Raw genomic sequence first — 16,387 nt, 5'->3', positions numbered from 1 at the left:
AAAGCAAAAAAGAGAGACTCCGAAGTTCAGAGTCACTCTTTTGTTATAAATGGGAAACTAAACTCATTTCTAGTTGTTATATACTAATAAGTACCAATTCCAATTTAAGGTTTGTAATTCTGTTGAGTATAGATGTGAATGAAATAAGGAACAATAGCTCCGGCTGCTTGAGCTTTAGCACCTTCATTGTTTGCAATAGTGATTATGTTGTTCGGGAAGCTGCTTGGAACGGTTTTATCTTGAAAATCATACTTATCATAAGTATGAATATATACTTTCCAGCTTCCACTCACTTTTTCAGCTGCCCAACTAACAGTAACTTTACCCAGAGCCAGATAAAAATCCAAACCCGCATTTCCAGCGCTTGTAGCAACACTGGAATCACCAGAAACAAATGTTTTCCCAGCAGCATTTGCATTATCAATCGCTTTGGCAATAGGTATTGAAACTGTAGTGTAAGCTGAAGTTAGTGACCATGCATTTGAACGACTGCTGCCTGCAGCATAATCGAGTGCTGAAGGAGAGTCTTGAAGCGAATTTTTAAGAGCCTGTCCTGCAAAAGGGCAAGAGAAAGAGCCTAGTGATAGCGCTACCAAATTAAAATCAGAACGATACTGTGCTTTTGTTTTTTCTGCTGCCGCTGCAAAATTCAATTGATCATTGGCATTTGTAGAAGACTGGAATTGTTGAACTTCTTCCAAAAATTTGGCCTCAGCCTCTTGTTGAGCCTGAGCTTTTAAAGCAGAAGTATTGTTGCTTTTGATACTTTTCAATACCGTCTTTGCCTCATCATCATATCTTATATTCCAAGTCGATAAATCTGCTTCTTCTTTCAGCTGTTCATTATTTACAGTACCATCTGTCCAGGCATTATTTACGCCATTCGTGATAGAAGTTGATGCTTCGACTGAGAGGGGGTCTGCATAAGTAGTATTGCTAGAAAGAGCATATGGCATAAATGCTGCAGACAGTAACGAGAATGCAAGTACTGGTTTTAGTAGCTTACTAGAATTATTCATCTCACTTCCCCTTCTTTATATGTTATTTATTTACATGTATGATATTATCATATATAAAATAATTTGTAAAATTTACCTATAATAGAAAGGTTGATTTTTATGAAAAAATTAATCACTAAGTTAGCCTCTGTACTCGGTTACGGACTTTTAATTACTCTTTTTATTTTTTTTCTTATTGCACTAATTGCTATTATAATTCTGGCTATCTATGAATTTAAAAACTAGATTGATAAGCAAATTAATCGTTATGAATCGATTAAAAAAATATAAGTGGCAACAAAGCAAGGGTCTTACCAGCTTCGTTGCCACTTATCCTTTATTAAACAACTTCAATGAATCTCAATAGAGGATTACCCCCGCTCAAAATACGTATGCAAACGATACAAACAAATCTCCTTCGTCCAACGATACAGTAGCGCCCGTTCCTCTGCATCCTCCACCTGCACATTCAGCGAGAACACACCATCCTCGAAACGGGTCATACTACCCTTCGCCCCGCTCCACTTGGACATCGGCATATCAACGATCAGCTTCTCGACTTCAGCTGCCGTTTTCTCGTTCCATCCCCAGAGCGCTTGCTTGTCCTTGTCTGAAAAGTCTTTCCGTTTCCGGTACTCCTTCTCCGTCAGGTACGTATGGAAGAACCTTGCCATCTCTCCCGGTGTGATCGAATCCATCCAGTGCGCTTCTCCTCGCTCCAGCATGTACAGCAGCACGATCATTTTGTAGCTTTTGTTCATGATTGTCTTCTCCACATCACGCAGCCACGCCTCATGCCGGACGTACATCTCTCCCTCATATGGGGACAGCAGCTCCGCCCAATACAGAAACCCAACATACGAACCAAATTCACTCCGGTACCCGATACTCTTCGAACGTCCCATCAGATGCAGCTCCAGATACGTCGGAATACGCCCCAGCTCTCGTTTCACATCCAGAAAATCCTGATGCAGCTTCTCTCGCCGTGGCAGCCGTTTGCGGCTTAGCTCCTGAAGCAGATTCACCACTCGGGTCTCCAGATGAATCCCGCAGTTGTCTGGAACTTCCGGTACAGCCGAATCCCGGTCTTTCGCGGTTCCCTCCAGCTCCCCGCGCACATCCAGCAAACTCAGCTTCACATCCGCATTGCGGTAATTCCCGATCAGGTCGATGATGACACAATGCGATTTGCCCTCCGCCAGCCGCAGACCGCGACCCACTTGCTGGGTAAACACCGTGAGTGACTCCGTTGGACGCACAAAGAGCAGCGTGTCCACACGCGGAATATCCGTCCCCTCATTGAACAGATCCACCGTCAGCACAACCTCCAGATCGCCCGCATCAAGCTGGCGAATGGCTTCCTCCCGCGACATCTCCGTTGTACGCGAATGCAAGCTGAGTACCTTCACGCCCTGACTTCGAAAATACGCAGCCAAATAATCCGCCTGCCGGATCGACGAGCAAAAGCCAATCGTTCTCGTCTGCTTGTGCCGCCGCCAGGCTTCATAGATCGTTTCCACATGCTCCTCTTGCAGTTGAACGGCCATGAGCTGTTCTTCATCATATTTTGTCCCGATCCAGCGAATCTGGGAATAATCCGTATCGTCGAATACTCCGTAATATTGAAATGGCGCCAGCCAACCTCGCCGGATCGCTTCAATAAAATGCATCTGGTACGCCACATTCCCATCACAGAGCGCATACACATCTTTGCCATCCAGTCGATCCGGAGTTGCCGTAATGCCCAGCAAGAACTTCGGCTGAAAATGCTCAATCACCGACATATACGTCTTCGCCGCCGCATGATGGAATTCGTCCACCACGATCAGATCAAATGCATCCACCGCAAAACCATCCCGGTGCTTCTGCATACTCAGCGTAAAGATCGAAGCATACACACAATCCGCGGTTCCATCCTTATACTGTCCGTTATAGATCCCATGACTGCGCTCCGGCATGATCCGTTGAAAAGATTTCTTCGCCTGGAACAGAATCTCTTCCCGATGCGCCACAAACAACACCCGCTGGAACCGCTGGGCGAAGAAACCCGCCAGATACGTTTTGCCAAGCCCGGTCGCCATGACGACCATCGCCTTGTCGTACTGCTCCTCCATCGTGCCATGGAGTGCTTCGAGGGCATCCAACTGCGCAAAGCGCGGTTGAATCGGCACCAGCGACAGCTCGGCGGTTTCTTCCTCTTTGTCCTCCGGTAGACCTGTGCCATATTCGGCTTCTTCCATCTCCGTGATTCGCTGGATCATCTCCGGGTTCTTCTGGTGATATTTGCGGTACTCTTCCTCATACAGTTCAATCGAATCCGGGTTCACCGGCAGGGTCGTCTCGTGGTAGAAGCTCTGCATGAACTTGTCCAACGCCATCTGAAACGTATACGGCTCCGCCTCCGCATTCATCGCGAGATTCCATTCATACCCCGTCTTCAGCGCAGTGAACGAAAAGTTGGACGAGCCAACGATCAGTAGTCCTTCCCCGTTGTCATGATCGAACAGATACGCTTTCGGGTGAAAAGAAGTCCCCATACTTCGCCACAGCCGCGCTTCAATTCGTGGATCAACCTCACAGAGTGCCCGCAAACCTTCGGGCTGTGTGATATACAGATAGTCTCCCGCGAGCATCCTTACTTCTGCCCCACGTTCTGCTGCCAACTTCAAATGCGGGGCAAGCAGCTTCACCCCAGACTGCATAATAAAGGACGTCATAATATAAATCCCGGATGCATGCTGCATCCGGGCAATCAGTTCGTCTGCCAAGTTATCTGTAATGAGTTTAACGTTAAGCTTCGTCGACATCGATCAGATACACTCTCTCCTGAAATCCACCGCGCGCCTCGGCTTTGTCTGCCCGAAGCTTATCCAGCTGTGCCGCATTCGCTCCATGCACCTCCGCCAGCGCCCGGATGACCTCCAGCATGTCGGCTAGTTCTTCTACCGCTTCCTGATCGGTTCCTGCACTCATGTACTCATCCGATTCTTCTTGCAGCTTCGTTCTTAGTTCTTGCTTATATTCCTCAGGGTCCAGAATGCGTGTGCGGCATTCCTTGCCACTGGATGTGATAATATGCGGAATCTTGTCCCGCACCAATTTGTTATATGTAGGCATGTGGTATAACATCCTTTCTGCTGTGAGAGCCTTCAAGCCTCGCGCCAGAATCTCCTTTTTGCCATTATACCATTTGCTATGGGGAACGGTTGATTTTGTAAAGTGTTGGAGTATCATTTGTGGTTAATTAAAAAACCCATTCCAACTTATATACGAGTTGAAATGGGCGATTATGAGTTTGAGTATTTTCTATTTTCGAATCCTCTCTAGATCAGAAGGATTCTCGTCTATATCTACTCACCATTTCTGTTGTGAAGCAAAGTAATTACTAACGCACCCTTTACCTCATTGCTTCTGATATAGTAAAAAAATTACCAGCAGGAGACGAGTGAATCTAGCGCAATTCATCATCCAACGGCACAATAACTTCATCTAAGGCAATCTTCCATTGACGCTTCATTTCTGGTGCGTATTTCAATGGCTTAGCATCTGGATGTATAGCTTTATACTTATCAAACTGCTTACTATCAATGATTCCTCCGATATTTGGGATTGGATCCATGCCTATGACGTATTGAACCGCAGATAAATAAAGTTCATTTTCCTCCACAAACCAAGTTTGTGCAAATTCATGAATTGCTGTGTTGCGAGCGTTCTTGAAAAATCTCCTCTTCACAACAAGAATATCTTCCTCCGTGTCTACCTCTTTGGTGTCAATCGCATTTAAAATGGCCCGATATACATCCTTAACCATTTCTGATTTTTTCAGTTTTTGGAGAGCTTTTTCGATCTCGTCACGGATATTTTGATTATTGGCCAAGTAGGATTCTAGTAATCGGTCAATATAAGTTGAGTCAATATCATAGATTTTAATCGTGTTATCCCCATAAAATTCAATGTCTGAAAAGTTGGGAGGTAATCCTTCGTTATCATCACCTTCAGCGAGTAATGATCCCTTAACCGTATTATAAATGCCAATGTATTCTTCTAGAGTCTTCGCCTGTTCTTGAAGTATCGTTGATTTCTCCATTTCATCGTTGTAATCATCGTAGGTGACCAATGCTTCAAAGGCGTTGTTTAACTCCTGGAATGCCTTTACAAATTCAATTCGGGTTTCTAGGGCTGAATGTTCGTTGATGTCACTTGGATCTGGAACTAGTTTTGTTAGCTTTTTGTGAGCTTTTTGGAAGCGTTCCTTGGATTCACCATAAGTTGGATATACAAGCGTAGATTCCTCTTGTGCATGTGAATACAACTTCGTGGCATCCTCCACATTTTTCTCCATTGTCGCAGGCTTTCGGAAAGTGACAATCAACCCTTTTTTCTTATCCGGGTAAGTACGATTCGTCCGAGAAAAGGCTTGGATCAAATTCGCGTAACTCAAATTCCGATCCACAAATAACGTTTGGATCGTTGGTGCATCAAATCCAGTCAACAGGCGATCTACAACAATGACCAGGTCAATCTGTTTTCCAAGTTGTTTAAATTCCGCTTTTTTTCGGGCTAACCGATTATTGATATCGCCATTATATCGTTCAATATCCTCTATAGACCAAGCTGTACGATAGTAATTGTTATAATCGTTTATTACTCCCTTCATCTCATCTTGAATTTGTTTGGAATTCTCTTCATTTTCCTGCATCGAATAGGTGATGGCAATCCGAGGGAAGTCTGGATCCTCAATGGTACGGCCTGTTCGAATTGGTTGTCCTGCAAATTCTTTCGTTAACCATTCAGGATCCTGAGTCATCTCTTTAATCGCCTGGTAATACCGTTTGGCCATATCAATAGAGCTTGTGGTTAAGATCGCAGACTTTTGCGGGCGGCCATTTTGAAAATCAAATTTGATGTAGGCATTATCGGGCCGGAAGATCTTATGGATTACCTTCTCGATATGTTCATCACTTTCAAATGTGGAAGGATCAAGATAAGACTCCTTTTCTATTCCTTCCATTTGATCGATTCGTTCATTAATATCATCATCACTGTCATCAGGGAACTTTATACGAAGTTGATTAAAAATATAATTATTTAACGAAGTAGGCTCAATTGTATCCTCATGCTCTACCTGAAATCCCAATACAGCCCCGTCATCCAAAGCATTCTTAATCGTATAAGTATGTAAGACTTCTCCATACTGATCATGTGTGGTACGAGCTAGTTGTCCTTTAGACTGCTTTTTATTTTCCTTCAATATCGGTGTGCCTGTGAAACCAAACCATGTTGAATTGGGGAAGAATTCCTTAATAGATTCCATCCCTTCTGCACTTAGCGCCCGGTGGCATTCATCAACCACAAACACAATGTGCTGCCCCAGAAGCTTCTTGAAACGCTGGGTGCCTTTTTGTTCTTCTTGCTTCTCAGCATAGCGTAAGGCTGCCTCTAATTTTTGACGAGTCGTGATGATCACGACATTAGAATTGGCATCCGATAGTAAAGTTTGGCTCAGATCCTTCGCACTTCCGGTTCCAACAATTAAACTGTTCGACCTCACATGACCTGAAGAAATACCTGTATTATATTCAGAAGCAAATTTAGTAAACTCCGTCGTGGTTTGGCTATCTAAGTCTTTTCGGTCAATGAGCATAATGGTACGATCTACACCGGGCTTACGAGCCAATAACTTCGTAGAAACAAAGCTGGTCAATGTTTTCCCTGACCCGGTCGCATGCCATATATGACCAGATTGATGTTTCATGGCAGCAGTAAATAAAGCTTCGATCGCATGGATTTGATACGGCTGCAACACCATTAAGGCTTTGTTATCTTGATCTTCACTCACAATGGTGTAATTGGCGATCAAACGATGCGCATCCGGAATATTTAAGACCTGTTTTACAAATTCATAGAGATTTTCTACTTTTCGATTTTCCGTTGTCCGCCAACCGAAAATAAGTTTTTTATGCATATACTTAGGTAAAGCATTCGCAAAATAGCGAGTGGTTTGCTCATTTGAAATGACAAAGATTTGCAATGTGGAGAAAATATTACCTCGAAACATTCCTTCCTCTGCGTATTTCTTAATTTGATTATAAGCTTGAAACACACCATCCTTGGCGCTAGCTTGTTTGAGTTCAATTTGAACAATAGGTAGGCCATTAATTAAAAGAGTCACATCAAACCGGCGATCACGCTCATCAATGTTTATCTTCTTTTTCGCAATCTGATGAACAACTTCATATGTAGAAATCCCACCGCCAATGTCTTGATTCGAGTAGAGCACTAACGACATCGACCCTAGTGATACATCTTCACGTTCAATAGTGATTCGAGCTATTCCATTCTCCCCTTTGAGCCATTTAGCAGCATCAAAGGGGGTTTGAGTTTTGAGTAGTAATTCAGTTTTAATTGTGTCAAATTCCTTATCTGAAATAGGGTTTTCCCCAATTTCAGATAAGTTGTTTTGCGTAATTTTTTGACGCAAGTTCTTCCATAAGTCTTGTTCTGATTTTAGGTCTGGACGATAATTCCATTGATTACGTCCTTCGCCAAGCACTTCAATGAGGCGCCGTTCGATTTCAGCTTCATCATTATGGGGTATCTTTGTCACGCTTCTCCCTCTCTTCTCGTTGATTAGACAAACATTTTTTGGATGAAAGCTCTCTTGATTTCTTTTAAATCTTCTAACTCGCGTTGATAAAGGGCTATTGTATTATCAATTAATTTGAAAAAGTTACCAATTGCTAGTTGTTCTTCATATGTTGGGATATCAACCAGAAAGACTTTCATCTCGGATGCTAAAATATGCTTGACAGTATTTCCTGTTGTAATATTCCCTAACTTTTTTTTTGAATTATGGGTTTGGAACTGATAATTTAAGAAGTGAGGATCAGTTTTTTCTAGATAGTTAGAAAACATAATCAAAGCATGGGCAGCAGTATTATCTAATTCTTCTGGAATCACTGCTGTATGACCAACGTGTCCAGATTGGACCATAACTAAGTCACCAGTATGAAGCCAGTTATCTTTTTGTTTCTCGTAAAATTCATCATTAATGAATACTTCCGTATTTTTATTTATCTGTCCATCCTTAACATTGTTTGATTCTAGGTAAAAATGACCATCTTCTACATAATAAGGTGTAGCAGTACCAACAAAAGCATTTCGGATTTTCCCATAAATACTTTCTAGCTTCTGCTGTTTCCAATTACCAGAAAACCCTGGGAATCGAACCTCGGGTATGATCTCCCCTTCTTTTGGAAACATTTTTTGCAAGAATCCCTGTTTTGTTTGTTTAAGGGCGGTTAGTTCTTGCTGTTGAAGAGTGACAGCATCGTCTAAATTTTTGAAGAGGTATCCTATATCGGATTGTTCGTCCATTGTAGGAACAATCAGAGGCATCTCAAAAAATGTTTCTGAGTGAATTCTTTTAGCTTTTCGAGAACCATTTGCAATTGTTCCTTGATATAAATAAAATTCTCTCCTTGATACATATTCGAGAAAGAAAGATGAGTTCAGATTGTTTGCGATATCAAACGCAGGTGAATCTAATGTTGATTCATAGCCATCTAGCTTATCGGGAATAATTCCAAAAGCTTGATGAAGAAAATCTAATTTCCCATAAATAAATTGTCTTGCCTTGCGAGTATAGTATTTGGTTGCTTCGCTTCCTTGATAGATTTCATCTTTTGGAACGACGCCTTTCCCCCAAAGTTTAACGGTTAATTTCCTTGCTGAAAGACCATTTGTTCCCGGAAGTTTACTTTCTGTCAAAAAGTCCCCGATTTTACACTGATCCCAGTCCCCAGTATATCCAGGAAATCTAATTTCTGGTCTACGATTATTCTTCACGTTTAAACACCTCTAATGCACCCTTAATCCATTCTGCGTTTTCCTCTTCATGTTGCAGTGAAGAAATCATGTTATATAGGTTGGATTCGAGTTTTTCTTTTTCTTTTCGGATATCTTGAATAGTTGAACCAATCTTCGCCATATCAACAGGCTCTTCTTCCTTAAAGGTATCAACGTATCGAGGTATGTTTAGATTGAAATCGTTGCCCTTAATCTCTTCAAATGTAGCGACATGGGCATATTTCTCGACATTTTCTCGTCTTCTATATGCCTCGAGAATCTTATCAATATTTTTTTTGGAAAGATTGTTTTGGTTCTTACCTTTTGTGAATTCATGACTTGCATCAATAAATAACACATCACGAGTAGTGCGGTTTTTCTTTAAAATGATTACAGTTGTTGGAATTGAGGTCCCGTAAAACAGGTTAGCTGGCATACCAATGACAGTATCAATACTACCATCTTCTAATAGTTTCTTCCGTATCACCCCTTCTGCAGCTCCACGGAAAAGTACTCCATGCGGTAAAACGATAGCCATGGTTCCGGAATCTTTCAAATGGTAGAACCCGTGCAGTAGAAAAGCAAAATCTGCTTTGGATTTAGGCGCTAATTTCCCGTACCGATTAAAACGTGAATCATCTAATAATGTATCATCTGAAGACCAATTAGCAGAGTAAGGCGGATTCATAAGGACAGAATCAAAGGTATATGGCTCATCTGTCGGCCAATCTTTGTTCAAAGTGTCCCCGTTGCGTAAACGCATGTCTTCCTTATCTACACCATGCAAGATCAAATTCATCTTTGCTAGATTATAGGTCGTTGTATTAAGCTCCTGACCATGATACTTGACATTATCCGGATGATTAAGGTAATTTCGGACATTCAGCATCAAGGAACCAGATCCCATTGTCGGGTCAAATACGCTAAACAATTTTTTGTCTTCTTGGCCAATGACAGCTATACGAGCCATCATGTCAGAGACTTCGTGAGGGGTATAAAATTCACCAGCTTTTTTACCTGCCTCAGAAGCAAATTGGCTAATCAAAAACTCATAAGCATCCCCAATGATATCGCCGTTATGACCGATCACATCAATATCATTTAGTTTCTTCAAAACCTCGGTAATGGTAATGTTTCGTTGTTGGTCATCGGATCCTAGTTTTTTGGATGTCAGATCGACATCATCAAACAATCCATTAAACTGATCATACTTTGTAGACAGATCGATAAAAGCTTTATTCAAATCATTTAACTGAAATACGTTTTGTTTAGCCTGATTGGTTAGTACATTAAATAAATAATCTGGTCCAATATCATAGCCCAAAGTATCTACTAAAGTGTCAATAAGATCCTTCTCCACTTCTTTATCCGCTAATAAGTTTCTGTACAGTTGGGTTTGTTTTTCTTGTGTGCTGTATTCTTCTTTCGATTCATCGGCGATTTCAACAACTTTTTCTAATAACTTATCGGATAAATACTTGTAGAAGATCAATCCCAATAAGTAATTTTTGTATTCCGATGCATCCATTTTGCTGCGCAGATTGTCTGCAGCACTAAATAATTTAGAGTTTAATTCAGCCATGTTAAAGTCCTCACTTGTCTATTGTTGTAGGTCTAATTAATTCAATATTTCTAATTAAAGTTCCTCTTAAATTTGGACTTGCTTCTTAGCTAAAGAGTGCTGCTTTTTTAAAAGTAAAATAAGCTTTACCGATAATTACCAATATCCATTTTTTGGCAAATGGGAATCCACCCCAAATCTATGTTACGAGGTTCTAACAAGTTGCACTTAGAACAACAGTACCCTTACCTAAACAAATCCACGGCTAAGACACACTCACTTTATCCACTCCAAGCCACTAAGATTGCTTCTCTCACGATATTATTGTTGTGCATATCAATTGACTAAGCGCCTCCACTCACTGACTGTGGAATTACGCAACTAAATAGTTGCCCTTTGAATGGATGAGCAGCAACTTTCTACTATTATACCATTTTGCAAAGCGGTGAATTGCTTCGAAAGATAAAAAAACAGCCCACAACCACTCGAATAGGAGTAGACATGGACTTTCGCTTGGAAATTTCATGTTACTGAATTACTGAGTTAGCCTTGCAAAACCTCAAAAATTTATATATCCCTTCTTTTGATGACTCATTACAATCCTCAGCTAACAATCTTTTGAATAGCTTTTCGAATTAGACCTATAAGACTTCCGTCTAAATCATCAACTTTTAATCATATCGGTATATCTTTAAAATCACTCCACCATCTGTCTGTTACATGAAATAACAATTCATTTTCGATAAAAAGTTTAGTTGTATTCCTATACAAAATTTCAAAATTTCCTTGTATTGACCCTAGTCGGACATATTGTATATACGCTCAGCATAACGAAAGCAAACTGTGCCAAAAGAGTCGCTCCTACTCCAGAAAATAACATTCAGTTTACTTCCAACTGCTGTCTACCATATGTGAATCTGTAATACTTTATTTAAGTACATCTACTCACCTAGTACCTATTTTGTCTGAAAGAACCGCTTCAACATCTTACACCAACATTAGATATCAGACTATGCTAAGTTTAATCGACTCTCTATCTCCTTTAATATTTCTTCTGTTCGTTGAAGTAGCTTCTCGATATTGTTTGGCTTTTGTGTCTGATCCTGGTCAAACTCCTCTACGGAGGATATATGTTGAATAGTACCAATGAACAAAGCAATGTCCAATCCAGATTCAGTATCAGTGTGTACCAAAGGTAAAATATCATTCATAGTAAGCTCCTTCGGTAGATGTGTTGAATGATACTTATAACTATATAACGCCTTGATCATGGAGGATAGAGCCCAATCACATAGAATCAGGCAGGCTTTAAACTGATTATGATTACTCATGATGGCGGCAAGTTTGAGATGATAATTAGCATGTTGATGATATTCCATGATTGTAGTATGTAGCATGTGGTAAGCAGGAGTATGTTTAGACCTTGGTTGTGTGGAGTTATCATGGTATTGCAAACGTGGGGTAGAATCTACTTGGTGATTACAATGCGCTTCGGTTTTGGACCAATTTCTTGCCATTGCCATCCCTCCAAAGAGTTAATACCATTATTATACAATAAAATGATACATATAGTAATCAAATAAATTATTTGTATTCTTTGTTTGGTGTTTACCTTGAGGAAACTTGTCTACACTTTTGAACATAGAGAGGTGAATACCATGAACGAGGACAGAGAAGTTCTGAAGCTGGTCGGAGCCAGAATTCGCGCACTACGCAAAGAAAGAGGGTATTCACAGGAATCCCTCGGAGAAAAAGGCGGATTTCATTTTTCATACATAGGACAGATCGAACGTGGAGAAAAGAATGTTTCTTTGGTGAACTTGGCGAAGATCGCTGAGTCACTTGAAGTAAACTTAATACAGCTTTTCGCTTATGTAGACGAGGAATTTCATTTCACAGAGTCAGAAGTAGTTATACAGGAGATTGTAGCCATGTTGAGAGACGCCTCCCCTGACAGTATTCAACTAACCAAAAATGTGATACGGGAAATATTAAAGTGATCTTGAACATATAAAAACAAAGGCAAGGCAGCTTACAAGCTGCCTTGCCTTTGTTTTCTCCGTCATTTTAGTGAAGTCACTCAGATAGCTTTCGTTTTTCTACAAGTAGGGTAGCTGCTACATCCCAAAAATTCCGCCCCAGCTTTATTCTTACGTTTAACCATTGCAGCACCACAACTGCACTTGATATTAGATACGGTTTTAGATAAAGATCGTTCTTTCTTGGTCGTAGTAGTTTTTACTTTTCTATTGGAAGGCGTCCATTTCCCCCAACTGCGTAGCTTGCTGTCTACTAAACCACCGTGCCAATAATCCACTTTGAATTGATCAGCTTCTTTTCTTGCTGGACCCGTAAGATCAGATGTCGTCACGATCAGAGACAAAATACAGTCATGATTCCTTTTCGCACCTACCAGCTCACGAACAGTCATCACCTGAACCTTGTTATGATCCGCATAACATTTTGCCTGTACCGCTGTTTTTTCGCCACGCTTATCGGTGATAACCAAATCTACTCCACCATCTCTACCTCCAACACCAACTTCTTTTACCGTGTACCCATTGTCTCTAAAATATAGTGTCAGTAGTCGCTCGAACTCTGCTCCCGTCATTTTATCTAGTGGCAAGGTTAGAATTACTTCGTCAGTTCTGCACGTAGAGGATGAGCGATTAAATCCAGTATTCGCAGATTTCTTGATAGCTGGATTCTTAGTTCTTTTAGATCTTCTAGTTTTTTTCTTTTTAGAAGGTTGTAATACCCCCGCAATAACTGCTAGACAGAATATTCCTACAATAAAAATTATTATTGAATTCATGTATGTTGTTTCTACTCCTTCTGAAGTAACTGTAGTGAATCACCTATCACAAATTCTATTCCATAATCTAACCATAACGCTGTGCAGGTTTTTTCGTTTTGCTGTATCCTTTGATACATCAAATTGTCTTTAATTTCATTTCTAAATCTCTCATGTCCAAGTTTTTTTAATCGCTCTAGTCTGACTGGCAAATTTTTTAATTCTTTGAAGTTCTCAAATAATATTATAGGTATGAAATCATTATAATTAGTAATGCTTATATTTGTAATATTACCACTATTATTTTCTAAAATAATTATATTTGCATCGTGAAATACATAACTATAATAAGTATCATATTTAAAGATTTCAAACTCAGGGTTATATAAACTTAAAATATTTCTCTTTAGATCATTCATAAAAATATCAACATAAGAGCTGACTGCACTATTTTCAACTGTATTTAATGATTCGGAGTAACCCCTATTAAACATAAGCTCCTCCCTCGCAATCTTAGATATCTAAAATTTCCTCTCTTACTAGATCCGTTGACAAAACATTAATTTCAGCCTGTTCTCTTTTTAATATTATATTAAAACTTTTGTTTATATCATCTACCGTTAACTGACAACCTTCAGAAGTAAACAGTTTAAACAGATTCTTTTTAAAAACATTAGGTGAATCACGTATTACTTCAAAATTTTCTAAATACAGATTATACATGTGCACAAGCGTTTCTGAATCTAAAAAGATAGGTCTTGTGTCATAGTCATTACCTAGCATTTTATAAAAATGCTCTTGCATAGTGCTAAAATTATTTTCGTCAAATCTATTAGAAATAAAAATATGAGCTGATAGCTGATTTCTTCTACTAAAACGATTAACAAAACTATTTCTATTTAAATCTACAACATAATCTAGCGCTTTTCTTTGCTCATCCTTCCCTAAATCGTAGCCCTTCTCTTTTTTAGTTAGTTTACAATCGTAGGAGAAAACATAACTTTCAACATCGGTATTATTACCATTGGTTCTCGTCCAAGACATTGCAAAAATCCCTTCTGGAACCGCCTTTCCACTCATCTCTTTTCCCCATTTCTCACAGTTTGAGAACATATCTTTAAAGATAGCAAATACATCATCTTCAAACTCTTTATCCTTATATTTTTTGTCGATATCAACTGTTCCTGCTGTCTTCATAATAGATTCAAGGGCTTTATTTGCAGCATCAGATAGAAAAGTCTTTGTTCTACGATCTAACAAATCGTGAATTTTATCAACTAAAAATGAGAACTCACGTTCCTGTTTTATATATATATTACCAAATGTTACTGGATAAATGCAATTAGTATTATAATTTTCGATATTTTTTTCTTGTTCCCCTATAAATATAATCATAGTAGGAGTAAGCATTTTTTCGATTCTACGAATGACCCGACTAGGTAAACTATTTTCTGCAACAATCACTTGGAGCTTCTTATTGCTCGTTTGATTAGAAAGGTTTATAAACTTATATTTTTCGTCATAAAGACTGAGTTCGCTATCTTGAAGTACACTCCAATCAGTTAAAGATTTCAAAGTCCTCTTTATATAACTGTAGACCTCTTTCTTATTGACAGAATAGTTCTCAAACATTTTTTCTTTCAAAGCAGTCCCACATTCCTCAGGACATACTGTTGGGATACTACTCGATTGTTCAAAAACCTCTTTATACCCACAAGTACCACATGAAATCTCTCTTCTGTTGATTGAATTTAAAATATTTTCATCTATAAGATGCCTGTATAACTGTTTGGTTTCATCCGTATAAAAATCATCTGTACTGATCTTACTCATGATCAAATCCACTTTATCTACTTTTCCATCGTCAAATTTCTCATTAGAGATTACCGTGTTAAGTGGAAAGCCAAATCTATTCTTGAATTCTATATCGATTGACAATTTTGTATGATTAGCAATTCCGCTATCATCCATTAAAAAAATGATATTCCCGTCATCTTTCATTACGGTTCTAATCGTTCTATTAACATCACCATAAGTTAGATGCAGAGAAGAAATGTCTTTCAAGCTTTCCATCTCAATTATCCCTTTTTCATAAGCATGCTCTACAGAAGGCCATATTTCGATATTTTTTAAAGCTAACGTCAAATTAGGAGAATTCTTCAATTGACTCCCTCGAAAACTAATTTTATGAATCTTTAGGATAGAACCAGCATCAGAAACAGGAGTACCGTGAATTAACGCTGCCTTAATCTTCTCAGGGCTATACTCAGTAAACAAATCACTGGAAACCAATGTTAATTTACAATCAAATACATCTGACACAAACTCTTTTATTGCTTCCTTTTCTAACTTAGTACTTGATTTAACCTGAATAGTCCCATCTGAAATATTAATCGTAAATAGAACTGGTGCCACTTCTTTGTTCCGAATAGCTTCCTCAAAATCTGGTCTTGGTGCATCATTTATTTGCCTATACAGAACTACTAACAAATTTTCATTCCGTAGCGTTGCGTAAGAATGAACCTTGTAATTATTTTTCCGACCAGTTTTCTTATAAAGTGAATTAACTAATTTATCCTTCCCCTCTCTAGGTATCTTGAGAGCTTGCTCCATTGTTATCTTTTCACTCATTGTAAATTGTTCATCTGATCCTTTGTTGTCCCATAAATACCACGCTAAAACTTCAATAAGATTAGTCTGACTCTCATAAAACAAATGAAGAACTTGAGAAATGGTATGAACGAATTTAGTTTCCGCCTTTTGCAATCTATCATTATAAAAGTTTCTTAATGTTTTCTTTTTTCTCAACTGAAAATCTCGGCATAATAATATTTGCAACTTCTGTTCTTTAGTAAGAGATTTAAAAGAATCTTGAATTTCACCCTTTCCATTTAACTCATTATCTATTTTGAAAAGCGTACCAAGCTCAATTAAAGCCTCTAAACTTAACGTGCTCAGAATCACTAATAATTCGTTATCTAATCTAGCATCAGTGAGTTCATTAAAAGCATCAAATTTGACCCCAATCTCACGCCAAAATTTTGAATCAGTCTTATCTATATACTCCCTATTCAAAGTCATAAGGTCACTCCTTCTAAAATAAGTAGTTCAAATTGATTATTTCACATTATAAAAATAGGCTTATAGAATCATTATCCAATAAAGATCCACTTAATTCCACAATTA

General features: G+C 39.0%; 11 protein-coding genes. 1 reads left to right on the top strand and 10 read right to left on the bottom strand.

Going from position 1 to position 16,387, the window contains the following annotated elements; translation table 11 throughout:
• Positions 1–104 precede the first annotated feature (104 nt).
• From BMW94_RS09165 to BMW94_RS09135, 7 genes are all read right to left on the bottom strand, one after another.
• Positions 105–1,019 (bottom strand): hypothetical protein, encoded by a 915-nt coding sequence (locus tag BMW94_RS09165; RefSeq protein ID WP_090997377.1) that lies wholly within the window; start codon positions 1,017–1,019, stop codon positions 105–107.
• 350 nt (positions 1,020–1,369) lie between these two features.
• Positions 1,370–3,805, bottom strand: a complete 2,436-nt coding sequence (locus BMW94_RS09160; protein ID WP_090997374.1) for a DEAD/DEAH box helicase family protein — start codon at positions 3,803–3,805, stop codon at positions 1,370–1,372.
• The gene (locus tag BMW94_RS09155) at positions 3,789–4,115 is read right to left on the bottom strand and encodes a nucleoside triphosphate pyrophosphohydrolase (RefSeq protein WP_090997371.1); all 327 of its coding nucleotides are present in this window, start codon (positions 4,113–4,115) and stop codon (positions 3,789–3,791) included. The genes BMW94_RS09160 and BMW94_RS09155 overlap by 17 nt, the downstream gene beginning before the upstream one ends.
• Positions 4,116–4,449: 334 nt before the next feature.
• Complete coding sequence (locus BMW94_RS09150) at positions 4,450–7,605, bottom strand: type I restriction endonuclease subunit R (RefSeq protein ID WP_090997368.1); 3,156 nt, start codon at positions 7,603–7,605, stop codon at positions 4,450–4,452.
• Between the two features lie 23 nt (positions 7,606–7,628).
• Positions 7,629–8,846 (bottom strand): restriction endonuclease subunit S, encoded by a 1,218-nt coding sequence (locus BMW94_RS09145; protein WP_090997364.1) that lies wholly within the window; start codon positions 8,844–8,846, stop codon positions 7,629–7,631.
• Positions 8,836–10,428 (bottom strand): type I restriction-modification system subunit M, encoded by a 1,593-nt coding sequence (locus tag BMW94_RS09140; protein WP_090997360.1) that lies wholly within the window; start codon positions 10,426–10,428, stop codon positions 8,836–8,838. Before BMW94_RS09140 ends, BMW94_RS09145 begins: the two co-directional genes overlap by 11 nt.
• Before the next feature lie 989 nt (positions 10,429–11,417).
• A complete protein-coding gene (locus tag BMW94_RS09135) occupies positions 11,418–11,924 on the bottom strand; it encodes a hypothetical protein (protein WP_090997357.1) in 507 nt (168 codons plus the stop codon).
• Positions 11,925–12,065: 141 nt separating this feature from the next.
• On the opposite strand from BMW94_RS09135, the gene BMW94_RS09130 reads away from it, so the two are divergent.
• Positions 12,066–12,407 (top strand): helix-turn-helix domain-containing protein, encoded by a 342-nt coding sequence (locus tag BMW94_RS09130; protein ID WP_090997354.1) that lies wholly within the window; start codon positions 12,066–12,068, stop codon positions 12,405–12,407.
• An 80-nt stretch (positions 12,408–12,487) separates the two neighbouring features.
• On the opposite strand, the gene BMW94_RS09125 is transcribed toward BMW94_RS09130, so the two are convergent.
• The 3 genes from BMW94_RS09125 to BMW94_RS09115 are packed head-to-tail and all read right to left on the bottom strand — an operon-like array spanning position 12,488 to position 16,282.
• A complete protein-coding gene (locus BMW94_RS09125) occupies positions 12,488–13,222 on the bottom strand; it encodes a restriction endonuclease (protein ID WP_090997351.1) in 735 nt (244 codons plus the stop codon).
• A gap of 11 nt (positions 13,223–13,233) precedes the next feature.
• On the bottom strand, positions 13,234–13,695 hold the full coding sequence (locus BMW94_RS09120; protein ID WP_063565988.1) for a hypothetical protein: 462 nt from the start codon (positions 13,693–13,695) through the stop codon (positions 13,234–13,236).
• 19 nt (positions 13,696–13,714) lie between these two features.
• Entirely contained in the window at positions 13,715–16,282 is a 2,568-nt protein-coding gene (locus BMW94_RS09115; protein WP_090997348.1) for a hypothetical protein, read from the bottom strand.
• Positions 16,283–16,387: the final 105 nt, after the last annotated feature.

The sequence above is a fragment of the Paenibacillus sp. OK003 genome, assembly GCF_900109515.1.
In the GTDB taxonomy this organism is placed as follows: domain Bacteria; phylum Bacillota; class Bacilli; order Paenibacillales; family Paenibacillaceae; genus Paenibacillus; species Paenibacillus marchantiae.
The sequence above is the reverse complement of the archived record's forward strand: the minus strand, read 5'-3'. Positions and strand labels throughout refer to the sequence as shown.

What these genes read in the sequence shown, in the direction of transcription:
- BMW94_RS09115 (WP_090997348.1), bottom strand. Translation starts at nt 16,282, where the DNA reads ATGACTTTGAATAGGGAGTATATAGATAAGACTGATTCAAAATTTTGG.
- BMW94_RS09135 (WP_090997357.1), bottom strand. Translation starts at nt 11,924, where the DNA reads ATGGCAAGAAATTGGTCCAAAACCGAAGCGCATTGTAATCACCAAGTA.
- BMW94_RS09125 (WP_090997351.1), bottom strand. Translation starts at nt 13,222, where the DNA reads ATGAATTCAATAATAATTTTTATTGTAGGAATATTCTGTCTAGCAGTT.
- BMW94_RS09160 (WP_090997374.1), bottom strand. Translation starts at nt 3,805, where the DNA reads ATGTCGACGAAGCTTAACGTTAAACTCATTACAGATAACTTGGCAGAC.
- BMW94_RS09155 (WP_090997371.1), bottom strand. Translation starts at nt 4,115, where the DNA reads ATGCCTACATATAACAAATTGGTGCGGGACAAGATTCCGCATATTATC.
- BMW94_RS09165 (WP_090997377.1), bottom strand. Translation starts at nt 1,019, where the DNA reads ATGAATAATTCTAGTAAGCTACTAAAACCAGTACTTGCATTCTCGTTA.
- BMW94_RS09130 (WP_090997354.1), top strand. Translation starts at nt 12,066, where the DNA reads ATGAACGAGGACAGAGAAGTTCTGAAGCTGGTCGGAGCCAGAATTCGC.
- BMW94_RS09140 (WP_090997360.1), bottom strand. Translation starts at nt 10,428, where the DNA reads ATGGCTGAATTAAACTCTAAATTATTTAGTGCTGCAGACAATCTGCGC.
- BMW94_RS09120 (WP_063565988.1), bottom strand. Translation starts at nt 13,695, where the DNA reads ATGTTTAATAGGGGTTACTCCGAATCATTAAATACAGTTGAAAATAGT.